The organism is Martelella sp. NC20 (assembly GCF_013459645.1).
In the GTDB taxonomy this organism is placed as follows: domain Bacteria; phylum Pseudomonadota; class Alphaproteobacteria; order Rhizobiales; family Rhizobiaceae; genus Martelella.
This window is the reverse complement of record NZ_CP054861.1, coordinates 1,958,294-1,975,380: the sequence shown is the minus strand read 5'-3', so window position 1 is coordinate 1,975,380 and position 17,087 is coordinate 1,958,294. Positions and strand designations below refer to the sequence as shown.

The following is a 17,087-nucleotide window of genomic DNA, read 5'->3' as shown; positions in this document are numbered from 1 at the left end:
GTCTCTTTCCATGAAATCCCTGCGCCGCCTTTTCACCCGACCAAAGCCTGAAGGCCGGACAGAAGCCCCGCCGCAATTTCGCGGCGGCCTGCCGAGCCCGGACGAGGGTTTTGTGGCGATTGGCGATGTCCACGGCTGCGCGGAAGCGCTTGCGGCGCTGTGGGACAAGCTCGCCAAAGCCGCCCCCGGCATGACGATCATTCATGTCGGCGATTATATCGACCGGGGCGAGGATTCCGCCGGCGTCCTGAGGATGCTCCACGAGCGCCAGGCCCATGACGGCGATATCGTCTGTCTCAAGGGCAATCACGAGGAAATGTTCCTCGACTTCCTGAGGGAGCCTGAGGAAAAGGGCGAACGCTGGCTGCGCTATGGCGGGCTGCAGACGCTTCAAAGCTTCGGGGATCTTTCGCTCGGCAAGGCGCTGCCGGAGCGCGATTTCGTCCGTATTCGCGATGGCCTGATCCAGCAGCTCGGCGAGGCGATGATCGGCTTTCTGGCAACGATGCCCCGATACTGGAGGAGCGGCAACGTCGCCGTGGTTCACGCCGGAGCCGACCCGCGCGAACCGCTGGACCGGCAGCGCCCCGCCAGCCTGACCTGGGGCCACCCGGCCTTCGGGGAGTTGCCCCGCAGCGACGGCCTCTGGATCGTTCACGGCCACACCGTCGTCGACATGCCGATCATGGCAAACGGCGTGATCTCGATCGATACCGGCGCCTATGCCAAGGGCAGGCTGACCGCCGCCATCATCCGGCCCGGCCGCGAGGTCGAGTTCCTGCAGGCCGCATCGCAGCGGCAGGGTTAAAACTGCTTGGTCACAAACAGCGATACCGTGCTCTTGTTGTAATCATAAAGCTCGACATTCGAAAAATTCTGCGAATAGGCATATTCCAGGCGAGGCGCGAATCCCTTCATCGCCAGCGTGCGGAATGTCGCGCCGAGTTCCACGTCGAGCCGCCGGTCGAACCGAGGCTCAGTCATCAGCGGAAAATCGCCGACATAGTCCCTGAGCGTGCCCGAGACCCCGATATCGGTCAGGATGCCGCCCGACCATTCCCGCGCATATTTGGCGTTCAGATTGTAGCCATTGTAGGAGTTGATGTCGTTTTCGGCATGGACATGATTGTAGCCTCCGCCAAACCGTATGCTGCTGGCCGGCGTCAGCGCGTAACGATGATTGAGGCTGATACCCGCCTGATAGCCGTCGAAGGCATCGTTCTGATCGTAATCCAGCCACTGGTACGAAACATTGGCAGAGGTGACGCCCCAGGGCCCGAAAGACCGGCGCACGGAAAATACCGGACCGTAACCGACCCGATAGGGTTCATTGCCCATCAACACATATTCCGCCGCGATGCCACCGCTGAAAATCCAAGGGTCCATGCGCCAGGAAAGCTGTGAAAAGCCGCCGAACTGGGTCTGGTTGTAGACGGTTTCCTTGTAGGCGAGACCGGTGATCGAACCGCCGAATGTCAGCGAAAGATCATCGACAAGCTGGAACGTGTAGGTTCCGTTCGCCCCGTAATTCAGCCCGACGCCGCTTTCGGCCTTGTCGCCCGGCGTGAGCGGTATGCCGCCGACATGAACGAGAGCCTGATCGGTCGCGTTCGAGATATTGGTGCTGGGGGCGATGGCGACATAACCGCCAAGCGTCCAGGGCCGGTCGAGGTTCACGCGGTCGATGAAATCCTCGTAGAAGGAGCGCAGCGATTCGCTCGGCGCATTATCGGCCAGTATCGAGAAATGGTAGATTGCTGCCTTCTTCTCGCCCATCAGCGAAAGGGTATGGGCGAGCTCCTGGCGCACCCGTGACAGATCCGGCTTCTCCGCCAGGATCTTGCGCATGATCCCTGCCGCCTGCTTCAACTGTCCCTGGCGCTTCAAAATGAGCGCATAGGTGAATTTCTGCGACAAGGCGGAAAGTTCCGGGTCCCTGGTCAGATGCGCAGACAACGCCATCGCCTGATCATACTGGCCCGATTCGATCAGCCCCTTGATCTTGGGAAATGGATTGTCAGCCACCGCCGCGCCGCCTGAAAGGCCGATGACAAGCGCCAGCATGGCGGGAACCGCCATACGTTTCAGACGGAGAATGAGGCGGGCGAACTGCATTCGACTACCAGGAACTCTGAACTGGAGCGCGGCCAGGAAAAGTGGATACCGGTTTTCCGTCTGGCCGCGCGTTAAAACAAAGAGATAAAGGACCGGGGCATGCCCCATTGGATGATCGCGGGCAGAGCGGCCCGTGATCGCTCTTTTGATGCTCAGTCCCGATCAGCGACGAAAGCCCCGACAGCGCCTGCACCGTTCAGCGGGCCCTGGCCGTTCAGCAGATAGGTGCCCGCCATGCCGGCAGCCCCTTCCCCGTAGAACCCGCCTTCGACACCGGAGGCGCCCTGGTTGATGACGCCGTAATCATTGTCGATCGCGATCGAATTGGCGTTCGAGTCGAACTCGGCCCCGGAGATGGTGGCATCGAATGTGATGTCGCCGAGACCGCTTTGCATCGCTCCGGCGAGCTGACCGGCGCCAAAATCGACATTGGCCTGGAACCCGCCCTCGATATAGCCGAGATAGTCGCCCGGTATCGCCGCGCCGCCCACATGACTGCCCCTATAGGTCGCAAAGCCCGTGACCGGCATGTCGGATGCCGCGGTCATGCCGTTGCTCGACCGAAATGCCATCAAAGTGAGATTTTCGTCGTCGGAAGCGACATCGATCAGCGCCACCACCGGGCCATCCTTGATGGAAGGATCGTCGAAATATCCAAGCTGGAGATAGGCATCGACATCGTCGTTGAAATAGCCGCCCGAACCATCGGCGTAGAAGGTTGCCGTTTCCCCGGCATCCGGTCCTTCCGTGATCTGCACCGTTACGCTGTCATCGTCATTGACACGGATATTGGCTTCGGTCGTGCCCGATCCCGTCATGACGGCATTGTCCCAGTTGACGTCCCCGTAATAGCCAAGTGCGTTAGTGCCGATTCCGTCATTGCCATTGTTGCCGCAGCCAGCCGCAAGCGCGGCCACGCCGAGCACGACAAATGTCAAATGTTTCATTTTTCCCTCTCCAGTTACTTGCTAAAATTAACAAGTAGTTAACATTCTCAATCTCGTCCCGGCCTGTCAACCTCGACAAGAAGGAAAATAGTGAACACAACTTAGAGCGGATGAATTACGATGACCTCCGCGATTGTTACGGCCCCGCAACCGATGTAAGAGAGCGGTAAGTCATATCGGACATGGCCGAGAGGAGACCAGAATTCATGACCACCCAGACCCGGTTGCCGCTTTTCTACAAAAAGCCGCAGGTGCTGCGCTTCGAAGACCACAAGGCGATGGGGCTTGTTGGCGGCCAGGATTTTTCATTCACCGCCGAGGCCACCGCGATCCCGCTTTCGGTCAGCGAATTCATGCCGTCCATCCGGCATTATCCGATCGTGTTCGTTGGAGAAAAGGAGCCCTCGCCCGTCGCGATCGTCGGCCTGAAGCAGGGCCGCAATCTGATGCTCGAGGAAAACGGCGGCTGGGCAGCGCAAACTTACATTCCGGCCTATATCCGCCGCTATCCCTTCATCCTGGTACAGTCGCCGGATCAGGATACCCGCTATCTCGCCTATGATGGCGAGAGCGACCGGGTAAAGCCGCTTTCGGATGCCCCGGACGCAGCGCCGATCTTCAACGATGACGGCACCGCCAGCAAGGCGGTCGAACCGATGCTGCATCTGTGTGAGGCCTATCATCAGCACCGCGCGCAGGACGCCGCCTTCCTGAAGGCGATCGCCGAGGCGGATATCCTCGTCGCCCGCCATGTCGACATGGATTTCCCCGACAAGTCGCGCTACCGCCTCGACGGCTTCAGCATCATCGATATCGAGCGCTACCGCGCTCTTCCGGCCAAGACCCTGAAGCTCTGGACCGAAAAGGGCTGGACGGACGCGATCGCGCTGCACCTCGCCTCGGCCCAGAACTGGGGATTGTTGATGGAACGCAACCAGCGCTTCCTCAAAAGCGCGTGAAGGCCCGGCGCGTTCAGGCGAGGAAGCCGCCGGTTACGGCATATACTGGCCGCCATTGATGTCGATGATCTGTCCGGTGATAAAGCCGGACATGGTCGGCGAGGCCAGGAACACGAAACTCCAGGCGCAATCCTCGGCCGTGCCGAGACGGCCGAGCGGGATCGCGTTCAGCGCCGCATTCATGGCCGCATGCGGCGTATCGTCGTGAAACGGCGTTTCGATGACGCCGGGGGCGAGCGCGTTGACGCGGATGCCGTCGCCGGCAAGTTCCTTGGCAAGGCTGCGCGTCAGAGAATGCACGGCCGCCTTGGCGGCGGCATAGACGCCCGATCCCGTGTTGCCGCCATGCCGCGCGGCAATCGACCCGACATTGATGATCGAGGCGCGGTCGCTCTCCCTCAGCGCGGGCGCCGCATGACGCACCGTTCTGAGGATCGAGCGCGTGTTGAGATCGAAGACCTGCTCGTAGATCGCCTCGTCGAATTCGGCGACCGCGGTCCGGCCGATCGCGCCGGCATTGTTGACCAGGCAATCGAGACCGCCCATCAGCGCGACCGCTTCCGTGACGATGCGCTCGGCGTCTTCGGCGCGCGAAACATCGCCGCCGACGACATGGGCCTTACCGCCCGTAGCCTTCATCTCGGCAGCCAGTTTTTCGGCGGCCTCCTTGCCGCTGTAATAATGGAGGCAGACCTCGGCCCCCGAACGCGACAAGGCGGCGGCGGCGGCGGCCCCGATGCCGGAGCTTGCGCCGGTCACCAGAACCTTCAGTCCAACGAGATCGTCGACAGGAATCACGGGATCGCCCTTTCAATGGATAATGCGGTTTTATAAACCGGAAGCCGCTGGCAAGGCCACCGATGATTTGTTCGAAAGCTGCCGCTCAAATGCAAAAACCCGGCCGGAGCCGGGTTGCTGGCGTCACGTCCGCAGGACGTCAGTTGCAGGCGCTGATCTTGTTGAGCGCCGCCGTGATGCCGATCAGGGAATAGGTGTGGACCGTCTTGGTTCCGCGCGCGGACGTGGCATCCACCTCCATGGTGCGGCCGGCCTTCATGGCTGCCACCAGCGTCGGCTCCTGGGCGGCGTTTTCGAGCCAGCCGCCCTTGCCCTTGTGGTACATCGGGAAGCTCTTGCCATCGACCACGACATCGATGGTCGAGCCTTCCTTGAGCGTGAAGCCCATCATTGCCTGCGGCTCGAGCGAAACGTTCTGGCCGGGATATTTCGTCACCACGAAGAAATTGTCGCCGTGATCGACATTGGCCGGCTCTTTCTTGGCCGGCACCGAAAGGGCGTAACACACCTTGCCGGCATCCGACTGGTAGGAATAGGCGACCCATGCATCGAATTTCTGGATGGGAGTCGGCGTCTGCGCTGAAGCGATCGAGGCGCCGGTGAATAGAAGTACCAGTACGAGGACGATTCTTTTTGCAAACATGTGATCCTGCCGATTTTCTCTGCTTTAGGCTGGCCGCGGCACCATAAAGGCGCGCGTCCCGCGACTTTGAGACCTAGCCAATTACATACCCATGCGAGGTTACCAAAATCTCAACGCCGAAGCGGTTTCCGGCCTGGCTCTGCGTATGGGCTGCCCGATGATTATGACACGACAAATGCCGCCAATCACGGCAAGATTGCGGCGGAGGCGGATCGAAATACCGTCAGTCCTTGCGGATCGCCGTCAACGCCGAATCCGCGCGGTCATAATGTGCGTCGTCAATATTCCTGCGGATCATGGTCAAGGCCGCGGTCAACACCGCAAGATCATCGCTGAAGCCGACGAACATGAAAATATCCGGGATGAGATCGGCGGGCATCACGAAATAGGCGAGCGCCGCATAAAGCACCACCCGCGCTCCGAGCGGCGTGTTGCGGTCGGTCGCGCAATAATAGGCGGCGACGGCATCGCGGGCAAAGGGGATGCGCGCCGCCGTACGGCTCAGCTTGCGCCAGAAGCCTTGGCGCACGATCCGCTCGTTTTCGGCCTGCGTTTCCTCGTCGCCCGGCTCAAGAATGTCGCCATATTTGATATCGCTCATGACAAACTCCCTGCTATCGCGAATATAGGTCGGGCGACATCAAATACCATAGCGCCGGGCCGCCGCATCCATGATCTTCGACATCGCGATATCGCGGGCGGAAACGCCGCCGGAGGAATGGGTGGTCAGCGACACGCCGACCCTGTTATAGACATTGTTCCAGGAAGGGTGATGATCGAGCCGCTCGGCGGCAAGGGCGCATTCGCTCATGAAGGCGAAGGCCTCGCGAAAATCGGCGAACTTGAAATCGCGGGTGATCGCGGTCTCGTCTTCGGCAAGCGCCCAGCCGGCGCACTCGCCGAGTGCGGCTCTCAATGTCTCCGGTTCCAGTCGGGTGTCATCCATGGCATCCTCCATCAACACAATAGCGATCACGAAATTGCGCAAACATCATGGCACAACCTGAAAAACACGCCGTCCTGTTCGTCTGCAGCGGCAATATCTGCCGCTCGCCGCTAGCAGAAGGCCTTTTCGCCGATCTGGTCGACAAGGCCGGGCGTGGTGACGCCTTCAGGCTGGATTCCGCCGGTATCGGCAACTGGCATCAGGGCGAACTGCCGGATATCCGCTCAAGGGCAACGGCAATCCGCCACGGCTTCGACATAGCCGGACAGCGCGCCCGTCAGATCACCCGGCAGGATTTCAGCCGGTTCTCGCTGATCCTCGGCATGGATTTCAACAATGTCACGGCGCTGGGCCGCCTCGCAGGCCCCAATCCGGATGCGACCGTCGCGCTCTTCAGCGAATACACGCTCGGCCGCCGCGAAGAGATACCCGATCCCTATTACGACGAGGAAGACGGGTTCGAGACCGTCTACCACATGCTGTTGGCGGGCTGCCAGTCGCTGTTGTCGAAGCTGTAGGCATCCATCGGATCGTAGAGGTCGAACGCCTCCTCGACCTTGTAGGGTCCGCCGCCGACCGAATCGCGCGAGGACATCAGCACGAACCGCCCGACCGTGAACGGCAGCGTCTGGAAATTGCCGCGGGCGGAAAGGTAATCGACCACGTCGGGCACCTTGGTGCCGCGCAGGCGCGCCAGCGTGACATGAGGCATGAATTTGCGCGGATCGGCCCTGAGCCCCAGCCTTTGACAGATACGGTCGATATCGCCCTGCAGCGCAAAAAGATCGGGCGATGGCGACACTCCGGCCCAGATCGCATGGGGCTTCCTGGAGCCGAAATTGCCGGTTCCGGCGAGCGTCAGCCTGAAGGACGGGCGCTCGATCCGGTCGAGCCAGTGAACAACCTCGTCGGCGGTGCGAAAGTCGACATCGCCGATGAACCGCAAGGTGATGTGGTAGTTCTCCACATCGATCCAGCGGGCCCCGGGCAGGCCGCCGCGCAACAGCGAAAGACTTAATGCCTTTTCGCGCGGGATTTCGAGGGCGGTGAAAATTCTCGGCATGGCGAGCTCCCCGAATCTGCTAGTCACAGCCTCAGCGAATCATTTAACCCGCCTTGAGGCAAGCGTTATTTTGGTTGTTCCCCGCTCGATTGCCGGATCGACCGAATGAAGGCCTCGACGCTTTGCAGTGAGTTTTCGACCATCAGATCCACCCCCGCCGCATTGGGATGCATGCCGTCGGCAAGCTGGTATTCGGCATGCGTGGCGACCCCGTCGAGGAAGAACGGATAGAGCTGCAGCCCGTATTCGCTGGCGAGTTCGCCATAGATCGGGTTGAAGTCGGCGGCGTAGTCGGACCCCATATTGGGCGGCGCCATCATGCCCATCAGCATCACCGGGATTTCGCGATCCTGGAGCCGTTCGACGATCGTTGACAGGTTTTCCGCTGCCTGCTGCGGTGCGAGACCTCTGAGGGCATCATTGGCCCCGAGTTCCAGAATCACGCCATTGGCGCTGTCGGGCACCGACCAGTCGAGCCGGGCAAGCCCGCCGCTGGTGGTATCGCCGGAGACGCCGGCATTGGTGACCGCGACATCGTAGCCTGCCTTTTTCAGCGCAGCCTCAAGCTTGGTCGGGTAATCCTCGCCGGGCGCGAGTTCGTAACCGGCAACAAGACTGTCGCCGAGCACGACGATCTCCAGCGGCGTTTCAGCCCGTGCCGGGGCGGCGAGAATCGCGAAACCGGCAAAAACAATCGGCGCTGTCGCTTTTAATCGCATGTTCGAACTCCTAAATCCAGTTTTCCACCGCAATTCCGGTCCATGCGGACCGTCGCTGCGTAATCCCTATGTGTTGAGCCGAGCAACGAATTTCAAAGCGGGAAACGAATTTGTCCGAAAAGCTGATTGCACTTGAAGACGCCCACCTGACCCTTGGCAGGGGAACCGCCGCCGTTCATGTGCTGAAGGGCATGTCGCTGGAAATCGGCAGAGGCGAATCTGTGGGCATTCTCGGCCCGTCCGGTTCCGGCAAATCGACGCTGCTGATGGTGATCGCCGGCCTCGAACGGCTCGACAGCGGCGAGATCACCATCATCGACACGCCTCTTACGGGCCTTTCGGAAGATGCGCTTGCCGCCTTCAGGGGCGAGAATATCGGCATCGTGTTCCAGTCCTTCCACCTGATCGCCAACATGACAGCGCTTGAAAACGCCGCGATCCCGCTGGAGCTTGCCGGCAGGCGGGACGCCTTCGAGCGCGCCCGCGCGGCTCTCACAAGCGTCGGCCTCGGCCATCGCCTCAGCCATTATCCGGGCCAGCTTTCCGGCGGCGAGCAGCAGCGCGTGGCGATTGCCCGCGCGCTTGCCCCCGAACCGGCGGTGCTGATCGCCGACGAGCCGACCGGCAATCTCGACGCCGATACCGGTGCCCAGATCGCCGATCTTCTGTTTGCCCGCCAGCGCGAAATGGGCACCACGCTTGTGCTGGTTACCCATGATGCGGCGCTTGCCGCGCGCTGCGACCGGCAGGTCCAGGTCCGTTCCGGCGAAATCGTCGCCCCTGCCGGACTTGCCGCGCAATGAGGCAGAACCGGTTGAATCTTCTCCTCTCGCTGAAATTCGCGCTGCGCGAAATGCGCGGCGGACTTTCGGGTTTCTATATCTTCCTCGCCTGCATCGCGCTCGGCGTGGCCGCGATCGCCGCTGTCAATTCGGTGTCTTCGGCCGTCAATGACGGGATCGCCGAGCGCGGCCGCGAGATACTGGCCGCCGATATCCGGTTCGAACGCGACAACGAGCCGCTCGCCGGCGATGCGCTCGCCTTTATCGAGACGCTCGGGGCGATGTCGCAATCGGTGACGATGCGCTCGATGACAAGGCTTCCCGATGGCGCCGACCAGTCGCTGGCGGAAATCAAGGCCGTCGACGGCGCCTATCCGCTCTATGGCGCGGTGATTTCCGATCCCGCCATGCCGGTCGGCGATGCGCTTGCCGAAACCGATGGAAAATACGGCGTTCTGGTTGCTCCGCTTCTGGCCGAACGACTGGGGCTTGCCCCCGGCGACGGCCTGCTGCTCGGCAATGTGGAACTGAGGGTATCGGGCACGCTGGTACAGGAACCCGACGCGCTTTCGGAAGGCTTTGCCTTTGCACCGCGCATCCTGATCAGCCGGCAGGCGCTCGATGCGTCAGGCCTGATCCAGATCGGCAGCCTTGCCGAGTACGGCTACCGCGTGAGGCTTACCGATCCTGTGGTGACGCCGGAGGCGGTCAAGACCGATGCGGAAGAGAAATTTCCCGACACCGGCTGGCAGATCCGCACCAGCGACCGCGCGGCCCCCTCGCTCAGCGAGAATGTCGACCGGCTGTCGGAATTCCTGACGCTGGTGGGTCTTGCCACGCTGATCACCGGCGGCGTCGGGATCGCCAATGCGGTGAGCGCCTATCTCGAAAGCCGCCGGCGCGCCATCGCCGCCTTCAAATGCATGGGCGCGCCCGCCGACATGGTGGTCGCGATCTATTTCCTGCAGATCATGCTGGTGGCGCTGATCGGGATCGCGATCGGCCTCGTTCTCGGGGCGGTCATTCCGCTGATCGCGCTGCCGCTGCTGTCCTCGCTGCTCGAAATCGCGATCCCCGCCGGCATCTTTCCGATGGCTTTGGGGCTCGCGGCGCTGTTCGGCCTCCTGACCGCGCTTGCCTTCGCGCTGCTGCCGCTTGCCGCTGCCCGCAACGTGCCAGCAACAGCGCTGTTGCGCGAGCACAGTTTCGATGAGGGTCGCCGTCCGGCCTGGTCGTTCCTGGCGGCCACCGGCGTGACGCTCGCAGCCCTTGCGGCGCTTGCGATCTTCACCGCCGAGGAGCGTTTCGTCGCGAGCGTATTTCTCGCCTCCGTCGCCGCCGCCTTCGTGGTGCTGCGGCTGGTGGCGGCGGCGATCAAATGGTCGGCAGCGAAGGCGCCGCGTCCGCGCGCGCCCTCGCTCCGGCTCGCGATCGGCAATATCTATCGCCCCGGCGCGCTGACCGGCTCGGTCGTCATGTCGCTCGGCCTCGGCCTCACGCTTCTGGTCGGCCTTGCGCTGATCGACGGCAATCTCAATCGCGAGCTGTCGCGCTCGCTGCCGGAACGGGCGCCGGATTTCTTCTTCGTCGACATCCAGGGCAGCGAGGTCGATGACTTCAAGACACTGATCAACGAGCAGGCGCCTGCGGGCGAACTGGCGCTGGTGCCGATGCTGCGCGGCCGCATCCTGAGCCTCAACAACACGAGAGCGAGCGAATGGGAGGCCCCTTCAGAGGAGGCCAAATGGGTGCTGAGGGGCGATCGCGGCATCACCTATGACGCCGACCTGCCTGAAAACGCGACCCTTGCCGAGGGCGAATGGTGGTCGGAGGATTACGGCGGAGAACCGCTGGTCTCGTTTTCCGCCGAGGAAGGCAAGGAGCTTGGCCTCAAGCTCGGCGATACCGTGACGATCAGCGTGCTGGGCCGCGATATCACCGCGACGATTGCCAATTTCCGCAATGTCGAATGGGATTCGCTGTCGATCAACTTCGTGATGGTGTTCTCGCCCAACACCTTCGCCGGCGCGCCGCATGCCTGGCTTGCTACCCTCACCGATCCCGGCGCCGACACCGCGAAGAACGCCGAAATTCTGGGGGCCGTGACCCGCGCCTTCCCGACCGTCACCACGATCGAGGTGCGCGCGGCGCTGGAAGTCGCCGGCGATCTCGTCAGCCAGCTTGCGACCGCGATCCGGGCGGCGGCCGCGATCGCGCTGATCGCTTCCGTGCTGGTGCTGTCCGGCGCGCTTGCCGCAGGCAATCGCCGGCGCGGGCATGATGCGGTGGTGATGAAGACGCTGGGCGCGACCCGCCCGGCGCTGATCCGGGCGTTTGTCTACGAATATCTGCTGCTGGGATTTGCGACCGGCGTTTTCGCGTTTGCCGCCGGTTCGGCCGCAGCCTGGTATGCGCTGACGAAGATCATGATGCTGCCCTTCGCCCTGTTGCCGATGGTGGCGCTTGCGACCGTCCTTGGCGCGGTGATCGTCACCGTCGCCATCGGCCTTGTCGGCACCTGGCATCTCCTCGGCCAGAAGCCCGCGCTATACCTGCGCGAGCTTTGAGGGCGAGGCTATTTGTCGCGGCGCAGCGCGTCCAGCAGTTCGGCGTTGCGGCGGTCGGCCCAGTAGTTCTGGACCGCGAACAGGGCCCACAATGCAGCAATCGGCCAGCCGATCAGGGTGATCTGCAGGATCAGGCAGATGATCCCGGAAAACGGCTTTCCGATCGTGAAAAACGAAAGCCATGGCAGAATGACGGCGATGAAATAGCGCATGAATACCTCTTACCCTGCGGCCGGCCCCGAGAGCGGATGTGCGGCCCTTTTCCAGCTGAAATGGTGCTTCCTGTTCGGGTTTTGCAAGGCGCGGGACGTATTTCTTACGAAAATTTGAGGAATTGCAGACGGAATTCAAACGGATATGCCTTGTATCGCGTCCCCGTTCCCCTCATATTGTCATCAGGCTTGCTGGAGCCCCCCAGCGGCGCCTGGGCTTCTGCCTTGCGGCGGTGCCCGACACCGTGAACAACGAGGGGCTTTTTTAGAGGAAATCAATGGCTGATCTTCGCAACTATCAGAACCGCGCGCAGGCGGGAGCGCATGCGAGTGCTGAAATCGATCAGGGACTGCGCACCTACATGCTGCGCGTCTACAATCTCATGGCGCTTGGTCTTGTGATCACCGGCATCGCGGCCTACGGAGTTTTCACTGCTGCGGTTGCCGGCGATGCCGGTGGCCAGATGCAGCTCACCCAGTTCGGTCAGGTCATGTACGCCTCGCCGCTGAAATGGCTCGTCATGTTCGCGCCGCTGATCGCCTTCTTCGTGCTGGCGTTCCGGATCAACAAGATGAGCGTCGCCGCCGCCCAGACCGCGTTCTGGGTCTACGCCGCGCTGACTGGCATTTCGCTGTCGACGATCTTCCTGGTTTATACCGGACAGAGCGTCGTCCAGACCTTCTTCATCACCGCCGCGTCCTTCGGCGCGCTGTCGCTTTACGGCTACACCACCAAGCGCGACCTTTCGGCGATGGGTTCTTTCATGGTGATCGGCCTGTTCGGCGTGATCATCGCCATGATCGTCAACATCTTCCTGCAGTCGAGCGCGCTCGGCTTCGCGGTCTCGGTTCTCGGCGTTCTGATCTTCGCCGGCTTGACCGCGTGGGACACGCAGAAGATCAAGGAAATGTACTATGAAGGCGACGGCCATGAAGTGGCCGGCCGCAAGGCGGTCATGGGCGCGCTGACGCTCTACCTCGACTTCATCAACATGTTCCTGTTCATGCTGCGCCTGCTCGGCAACCGGAACTGATCCCGATCGAGGATATAAACAGTGATCAAGGCGGCCCGCGGGCCGCCTTTTTCATGCCCGCAACCTTTCAACCGCCGCGACCCGAACCATGACCGTGACCCTCCGCCCCGCCTCCCCCGCCGACCTTTCCGCAATCACCGAAATCTACGCCGAATGCGTGTTGAACGGGGTTGCGAGTTATGAGCTGGAACCGCCCGGCCGGGACGAAATGGAAACGCGGATGACCGCGATCACCGCCGCCGGCTACCCCTATCTCGCCGCCATCGAGGACGACCGCGTGATCGGCTATGCCTATGCCAGCGCCTTCCGCACCCGCCCGGCCTATCGCTGGCTGGTCGAAAATTCGGTCTATCTCTCGCCCGAGGCGCGCGGCAAGGGCGTCGGCAAAAGCCTGCTGGCGCGACTGGTCGATGAATGCGAACAGCGCGGCTTTCGCCAGATGGTCGCCGTCATCGGCGGCGCCAGTCCGGCTTCGATCGCGCTCCATCTCGCGCTCGGCTTCACCGAGGCCGGCCGGCTGACGGGAACCGGCTTCAAGCACGGTAACTGGCTCGATACCGTGTTCATGCAGCGCCCGCTTGGCGAGGGCAACCGGAGCGACCCGCTGCCCTTGTCGCTTTGACCGGCCGGGACCGCGCCGACGGAACCATTCGCACCGGCAGCGCATTGAACATGGGGACGCCTTGCCAAGAGCGGCGAATCCCTGCACTTTCCCCATCCTCCCTTCATTACGGGCAAGGAAAACGATTTGCGCTACGCCATCTATTTCACTCCCGCCATCGACCACCCGCTGACGATTGCCGCCGGCCGCTGGCTCGGCTACGACGCCTTTGCCGGCGAGGAGCGACCGTTTCCCGACAGCATCGCGCTACCTTCCGGACGCATGAGCGCGGTGACGGCGGCGGCGGCCCGCTACGGCTTCCACGCCACGCTGAAGGCGCCGTTCCGGCTGGCCGACAACACCACGCCGGCAGCGCTTGAGGCCGCCTTCGATGTATTCTGCCGCAAGCATGGTCCATTCGACATTCCCGAACTGAAACTCGGCAAACTCGGCAGGTTCCACGCCCTTGTTCCCGCACGGGAGAACGAGACGCTGCGGGATTTCGCCGCCGATGTGGTGCGCTATTTCGAGCCGATGCGCGCGCCGCTTGCAAACGAGGAGATCGCGCGCCGCAAGCCGGACGACCTGAGCGACGAGGAACGGGACAATCTGGAGCGCTGGGGCTATCCTTACGTCTTCGACGCCTTCCGCTTCCACATGACGCTGACGGGACCGGTGTCGGGAACCGACGCGCACGTGATCGAGACCGCGATCGAGGATTATTTCGCGCCCTTTGTCGGCGAGCCGCTTGAAATTTCCGGCATCGGCCTGTTCATGGAGGAGCGGCGCGGGGCGCCCTTCACCATCCGCCGCTGGCAGCCGCTGACCGGCGGTCAATCAAGAGATATCGGGGCGGGAGATATCGGGACGGGAGATACCCAGGAATGAGCGCGGAAACCGTCTTCGCCAATGCGCGGATCGTCCTTGAGGACGAGATCGTGGAGGGCACGCTGGTGGTGCGCGACGGCGCGATCGCCGAGATCGCGGAGGGGGCAAGCACGGTCGGCGAGGACATGGAGGGCGATTACCTGATCCCCGGCCTGATCGAGCTCCATACCGATCACCTCGAAGGCCATTATTCGCCGCGGCCCGGCGTGCGCTGGGACAAGATCGCCGCCGTCCAGGCCCATGACGGCCAGATCATCGCGTCGGGCATCACCACCGTTTTCGACTGCCTGCGCATGGGTTCCGACGGCGACGACGGCTTCGATCTCGGCGAGATGCGCGACATGGCCGACGCGATCCAGCAGGCCGAGCGCGAGGACCGGCTGAAGGCCCAGCACTTCCTGCATCTGCGCTGCGAGGTTTCCGCCGCCAACGTGATGGAACACTTCGCCGGCTTCGAGAACGACCCGCATGTCCGGCTGACATCGCTGATGGACCACGCGCCGGGCCAGCGGCAGTTTACCGATCTTTCCCAGTACGAGCTCTTTTACAAGCCGAAGCGCGGGCTTTCCGATGAGGCCTTCGCCGCCTTCGTCGCGGAGCGTCAGGGGCAATCCGAGAAATATTCCGACCGGCACAGGCAGATGATTTCCGATCACTGCGCCGCCCGCGGCATCGCCATTGCCAGCCATGACGACGCGACCGTCGCCCATGTGGAAGAGGCGATCGGCCACGGCGTGGCGCTTGCCGAGTTTCCGACGAGTTTCGAGGCCGCGAACGCCTCGCACAAGGCCGGGCTTTCGGTGCTGATGGGCGCGCCCAATGTGGTGCGCGGCAAATCGCATTCCGGCAATATCGCCGCGCGCGATCTCGCCGAACGCGGCGTGCTCGATGTGCTGTCGTCGGATTACGTGCCGTTCAGCCTGCTTTATGCCCCCTTCATCCTCGCCGATACGCTTGAGGCGATCAGCCTGCCGCGCGCGCTGCGGATGGTGACGGCGACGCCGGCCAAAGCCGTCGGGCTCGAGGATCGCGGGCGGATCGCGCCGGGGCTCAGAGCCGATCTGGTGCGCGTTCATCGCCCCTCCGGCGCGCCGGTGACCCGCGCGGTCTGGCGGGCGGGCAAGCGGGTGGCCTGAGCCGATGGCAAGGGCCGACAGGATGGCGGGCAGGATTATCGTCGTGGTCGGTCCGAGCGGGGCCGGCAAGGACAGCCTGATCAACCACGCAGCGGCCCTCCTTTGCGACCACAAGCGCTTTGCCGTGATCCGCCGGGTGATCACCCGGCCCAGCGACAGCGCCAGCGAAATTCATGACACCATGTCGCCGGAAGCGTTCGCGGCGATGAAGGCCGAAGGCGGATTTGCCGTTTCCTGGTCGGCGCACGGGCTCGATTACGGCATTCCGGCCGCGCACCGCGCCTTCGTCGCCAAGGGCGGCGTTGCGCTCTGCAACGGCTCACGCAAGGCGCTCGGCGATTTCCGCGCAGCCTTTACCCGCCTCACCGTCGTCAACGTCACCGCCCGGCCCGAAATCCTTGCCGCAAGGCTTGCGGCGCGCGGGCGCGAGAGCGGCGACCAGATCACCGCCCGCCTCGCCCGCTCGACCATGGCGGTCCGTGGCGATTTCGACGTCGTCACGATCGACAATTCCGACGCGCTCGATATAGCCGGCAATCAGCTTGTGGCGCTGATCCGGGACAGCCTGTCGGAAAACGGGCGCTGAATTTTTAAGCTTCCACCTCGACATCGGTGAGCGGGCGGGAGCAGCAGGCGAGGATATAGCCCTCCTCGATCTCGTCATCGAGAATGCCGCCATTATGCTGCATGTCGACCTTGCCGGATCTGCACATGGTCCGGCAGGTGCCGCAGATGCCGCTCTCGCAGGCGGCGGGAATGCGGACGCCGGCATTGCGGGCGGTCTGAAGCACGGTGAAGCCGGGCGGCACCTCGGCCCGGATGCCGGAATCGGCGAATTCGATCACCAGTCGCTTGTCCTCGTCCGCGCTCTCGCCGACGAACATGGTCGGCGACGGCGCCTCCGGCTTGAAAGTCTCCTGGAAATAGTTGTTTTCCATGTCGAAGCTGGAGCTTTCAAGCGAATCCCTGACGGTCGCCATGAACGGATCCGGCCCGCAGCAGAACACCCGTCGCTCCAGGAAATCCGGCACCAGCAGCGCGATCTTGGCGCGGTCGATGAAGCCCTTCAGCCCCGACCAGAGCTGGGTGCGCTCCAGCTCGGTGACGATGAAGCCGAGATTGAAGAACGGCATGTAGCGCGCCTTGTACTCCAGCTCCCAGCGGAAAATGATGTCGTTCGGCGAACGGGCGCAGTGGATGAAGGCGATATCGGTATCGGGATCGCGGTCGCCGAGATCGCGCGTCATCGACATCATCGGCGTGATCCCGGACCCCGCCGAGATGAACAGGTATTTCTGGGCCGGCTTGGTGGCATAGGAAAAATCGCCGAGCGGGCCGATTGCCTTGATCTTCATGCCGGGATGCAGGTTTTCGAACATCCAGCGCGTGCCGATGCTGTCCTTCTGCGCCTTCACCGTGACGGCGATGGTAAACGGCCGGGTCGGGCTCGAGGAGATGGTGTAGGTTCTGAGCACCGGCTCCGGGCCGATCGGCAGTTCCAGCGTGATATACTGGCCCGGCAGGTAGCGGAACCAGATGTTTTCCTGTTCCGCGCGGAAGGTGAAGGTCATCACATCGGGCGCTTCCGGCGTCCAGGCGACGCATTCGAGCATATGCTCGCGGCCATTCCACGGCACCATCTCGTCGATATGCCTGAAGGTCTTCGGCTTGACCATG

General features: G+C 62.7%; 20 protein-coding genes. 10 read left to right on the top strand and 10 right to left on the bottom strand.

Annotation, left to right across the window (positions count from 1 at the left end; genetic code table 11):
* Positions 1-10: 10 nt before the first annotated feature.
* Positions 11-808, top strand: coding sequence for a metallophosphoesterase (locus HQ843_RS09510; protein ID WP_180898553.1), 798 nt, complete (start codon positions 11-13; stop codon positions 806-808).
* Here the strand turns inward: HQ843_RS09510 and HQ843_RS09505 are convergent.
* Complete coding sequence (locus HQ843_RS09505) at positions 805-2,115, bottom strand: surface lipoprotein assembly modifier (protein ID WP_180898555.1); 1,311 nt, start codon at positions 2,113-2,115, stop codon at positions 805-807. The two genes, HQ843_RS09510 and HQ843_RS09505, sit on opposite strands and share 4 nt — an antisense overlap.
* Before the next feature lie 152 nt (positions 2,116-2,267).
* On the bottom strand, positions 2,268-3,062 hold the full coding sequence (locus HQ843_RS09500; protein ID WP_180898557.1) for a transferrin-binding protein-like solute binding protein: 795 nt from the start codon (positions 3,060-3,062) through the stop codon (positions 2,268-2,270).
* Positions 3,063-3,268: 206 nt separating this feature from the next.
* Between HQ843_RS09500 and HQ843_RS09495 the strand changes: the two genes are divergently transcribed.
* Positions 3,269-4,021, top strand: a complete 753-nt coding sequence (locus HQ843_RS09495; protein WP_180898559.1) for a SapC family protein — start codon at positions 3,269-3,271, stop codon at positions 4,019-4,021.
* Between the two features lie 33 nt (positions 4,022-4,054).
* Here the strand turns inward: HQ843_RS09495 and HQ843_RS09490 are convergent, their stop codons facing one another.
* The 4 genes from HQ843_RS09490 to HQ843_RS09475 form a co-directional block, all read right to left on the bottom strand.
* Positions 4,055-4,819 carry an SDR family NAD(P)-dependent oxidoreductase gene (locus tag HQ843_RS09490; protein WP_180898561.1) on the bottom strand — a complete coding sequence of 255 codons (765 nt, stop codon included), beginning with the start codon at positions 4,817-4,819 and terminating at the stop codon, positions 4,055-4,057.
* Positions 4,820-4,958: 139 nt separating this feature from the next.
* The gene (locus tag HQ843_RS09485; RefSeq protein WP_180898563.1) at positions 4,959-5,462 is read right to left on the bottom strand and encodes an invasion associated locus B family protein; all 504 of its coding nucleotides are present in this window, start codon (positions 5,460-5,462) and stop codon (positions 4,959-4,961) included.
* 223 nt (positions 5,463-5,685) lie between these two features.
* Entirely contained in the window at positions 5,686-6,063 is a 378-nt protein-coding gene (locus HQ843_RS09480) for a YkvA family protein (protein WP_180898565.1), read from the bottom strand.
* A 39-nt stretch (positions 6,064-6,102) separates the two neighbouring features.
* Complete coding sequence (locus HQ843_RS09475; protein WP_180898567.1) at positions 6,103-6,408, bottom strand: 4a-hydroxytetrahydrobiopterin dehydratase; 306 nt, start codon at positions 6,406-6,408, stop codon at positions 6,103-6,105.
* Between the two features lie 47 nt (positions 6,409-6,455).
* Here HQ843_RS09475 and HQ843_RS09470 point away from each other — a divergent pair, with 47 nt between their 5' ends.
* Complete coding sequence (locus HQ843_RS09470) at positions 6,456-6,926, top strand: low molecular weight protein-tyrosine-phosphatase (RefSeq protein ID WP_180898569.1); 471 nt, start codon at positions 6,456-6,458, stop codon at positions 6,924-6,926.
* Here the strand turns inward: HQ843_RS09470 and thpR are convergent.
* Both thpR and HQ843_RS09460 read right to left on the bottom strand, forming a co-directional pair.
* Entirely contained in the window at positions 6,878-7,471 is a 594-nt protein-coding gene (gene thpR, locus HQ843_RS09465) for an RNA 2',3'-cyclic phosphodiesterase (RefSeq protein ID WP_180898571.1), read from the bottom strand. The two genes, HQ843_RS09470 and thpR, sit on opposite strands and share 49 nt — an antisense overlap.
* A 65-nt stretch (positions 7,472-7,536) precedes the next feature.
* Positions 7,537-8,190, bottom strand: a complete 654-nt coding sequence (locus tag HQ843_RS09460; RefSeq protein ID WP_180898573.1) for an arylesterase — start codon at positions 8,188-8,190, stop codon at positions 7,537-7,539.
* 110 nt (positions 8,191-8,300) lie between these two features.
* Here HQ843_RS09460 and HQ843_RS09455 point away from each other — a divergent pair, with 110 nt between their 5' ends.
* Positions 8,301-8,993, top strand: a complete 693-nt coding sequence (locus HQ843_RS09455; protein WP_180898575.1) for an ABC transporter ATP-binding protein — start codon at positions 8,301-8,303, stop codon at positions 8,991-8,993.
* Positions 8,990-11,539 carry an ABC transporter permease gene (locus HQ843_RS09450; protein WP_180898577.1) on the top strand — a complete coding sequence of 850 codons (2,550 nt, stop codon included), beginning with the start codon at positions 8,990-8,992 and terminating at the stop codon, positions 11,537-11,539. The genes HQ843_RS09455 and HQ843_RS09450 overlap by 4 nt, the downstream gene beginning before the upstream one ends.
* 8 nt (positions 11,540-11,547) lie before the next feature.
* Here HQ843_RS09450 and HQ843_RS09445 read toward each other — a convergent pair whose 3' ends face one another.
* Positions 11,548-11,751 (bottom strand): YqaE/Pmp3 family membrane protein, encoded by a 204-nt coding sequence (locus HQ843_RS09445; RefSeq protein ID WP_180898579.1) that lies wholly within the window; start codon positions 11,749-11,751, stop codon positions 11,548-11,550.
* A gap of 278 nt (positions 11,752-12,029) precedes the next feature.
* Between HQ843_RS09445 and HQ843_RS09440 the strand changes: the two genes are divergently transcribed.
* The 5 genes from HQ843_RS09440 to phnN all read left to right on the top strand — a co-directional run bounded on the left by HQ843_RS09440 (position 12,030) and on the right by phnN (position 15,996).
* Positions 12,030-12,785, top strand: coding sequence for a Bax inhibitor-1/YccA family protein (locus HQ843_RS09440; RefSeq protein ID WP_180898581.1), 756 nt, complete (start codon positions 12,030-12,032; stop codon positions 12,783-12,785).
* 88 nt (positions 12,786-12,873) lie between these two features.
* The gene (locus HQ843_RS09435) at positions 12,874-13,407 is read left to right on the top strand and encodes a GNAT family N-acetyltransferase (protein WP_180898583.1); all 534 of its coding nucleotides are present in this window, start codon (positions 12,874-12,876) and stop codon (positions 13,405-13,407) included.
* Positions 13,408-13,533: 126 nt separating this feature from the next.
* Entirely contained in the window at positions 13,534-14,274 is a 741-nt protein-coding gene (locus tag HQ843_RS09430) for a DUF1045 domain-containing protein (RefSeq protein ID WP_180898585.1), read from the top strand.
* The gene (locus HQ843_RS09425; RefSeq protein ID WP_180898587.1) at positions 14,271-15,410 is read left to right on the top strand and encodes an alpha-D-ribose 1-methylphosphonate 5-triphosphate diphosphatase; all 1,140 of its coding nucleotides are present in this window, start codon (positions 14,271-14,273) and stop codon (positions 15,408-15,410) included. Before HQ843_RS09430 ends, HQ843_RS09425 begins: the two co-directional genes overlap by 4 nt.
* Positions 15,411-15,414: 4 nt before the next feature.
* On the top strand, positions 15,415-15,996 hold the full coding sequence (gene phnN, locus HQ843_RS09420; protein WP_180898589.1) for a phosphonate metabolism protein/1,5-bisphosphokinase (PRPP-forming) PhnN: 582 nt from the start codon (positions 15,415-15,417) through the stop codon (positions 15,994-15,996).
* Positions 15,997-16,000: 4 nt separating this feature from the next.
* Here phnN and HQ843_RS09415 read toward each other — a convergent pair whose 3' ends face one another.
* A complete protein-coding gene (locus HQ843_RS09415) occupies positions 16,001-17,086 on the bottom strand; it encodes a hybrid-cluster NAD(P)-dependent oxidoreductase (RefSeq protein ID WP_180898591.1) in 1,086 nt (361 codons plus the stop codon).
* Position 17,087 lies beyond the last annotated feature (1 nt).

Excerpts from the sequence above, each read along its gene's own strand:
- HQ843_RS09485 (WP_180898563.1), bottom strand. The coding sequence starts at position 5,462 with ATGTTTGCAAAAAGAATCGTCCTCGTACTGGTACTTCTATTCACCGGC.
- HQ843_RS09445 (WP_180898579.1), bottom strand. The coding sequence starts at position 11,751 with ATGCGCTATTTCATCGCCGTCATTCTGCCATGGCTTTCGTTTTTCACG.
- HQ843_RS09480 (WP_180898565.1), bottom strand. The coding sequence starts at position 6,063 with ATGAGCGATATCAAATATGGCGACATTCTTGAGCCGGGCGACGAGGAA.
- HQ843_RS09495 (WP_180898559.1), top strand. The coding sequence starts at position 3,269 with ATGACCACCCAGACCCGGTTGCCGCTTTTCTACAAAAAGCCGCAGGTG.
- HQ843_RS09470 (WP_180898569.1), top strand. The coding sequence starts at position 6,456 with ATGGCACAACCTGAAAAACACGCCGTCCTGTTCGTCTGCAGCGGCAAT.
- HQ843_RS09450 (WP_180898577.1), top strand. The coding sequence starts at position 8,990 with ATGAGGCAGAACCGGTTGAATCTTCTCCTCTCGCTGAAATTCGCGCTG.
- phnN (WP_180898589.1), top strand. The coding sequence starts at position 15,415 with ATGGCAAGGGCCGACAGGATGGCGGGCAGGATTATCGTCGTGGTCGGT.
- HQ843_RS09510 (WP_180898553.1), top strand. The coding sequence starts at position 11 with ATGAAATCCCTGCGCCGCCTTTTCACCCGACCAAAGCCTGAAGGCCGG.
- HQ843_RS09475 (WP_180898567.1), bottom strand. The coding sequence starts at position 6,408 with ATGGATGACACCCGACTGGAACCGGAGACATTGAGAGCCGCACTCGGC.
- HQ843_RS09500 (WP_180898557.1), bottom strand. The coding sequence starts at position 3,062 with ATGAAACATTTGACATTTGTCGTGCTCGGCGTGGCCGCGCTTGCGGCT.
- thpR (WP_180898571.1), bottom strand. The coding sequence starts at position 7,471 with ATGCCGAGAATTTTCACCGCCCTCGAAATCCCGCGCGAAAAGGCATTA.
- HQ843_RS09435 (WP_180898583.1), top strand. The coding sequence starts at position 12,874 with ATGACCGTGACCCTCCGCCCCGCCTCCCCCGCCGACCTTTCCGCAATC.
- HQ843_RS09505 (WP_180898555.1), bottom strand. The coding sequence starts at position 2,115 with ATGCAGTTCGCCCGCCTCATTCTCCGTCTGAAACGTATGGCGGTTCCC.
- HQ843_RS09415 (WP_180898591.1), bottom strand. The coding sequence starts at position 17,086 with ATGGTCAAGCCGAAGACCTTCAGGCATATCGACGAGATGGTGCCGTGG.
- HQ843_RS09460 (WP_180898573.1), bottom strand. The coding sequence starts at position 8,190 with ATGCGATTAAAAGCGACAGCGCCGATTGTTTTTGCCGGTTTCGCGATT.
- HQ843_RS09440 (WP_180898581.1), top strand. The coding sequence starts at position 12,030 with ATGGCTGATCTTCGCAACTATCAGAACCGCGCGCAGGCGGGAGCGCAT.
- HQ843_RS09425 (WP_180898587.1), top strand. The coding sequence starts at position 14,271 with ATGAGCGCGGAAACCGTCTTCGCCAATGCGCGGATCGTCCTTGAGGAC.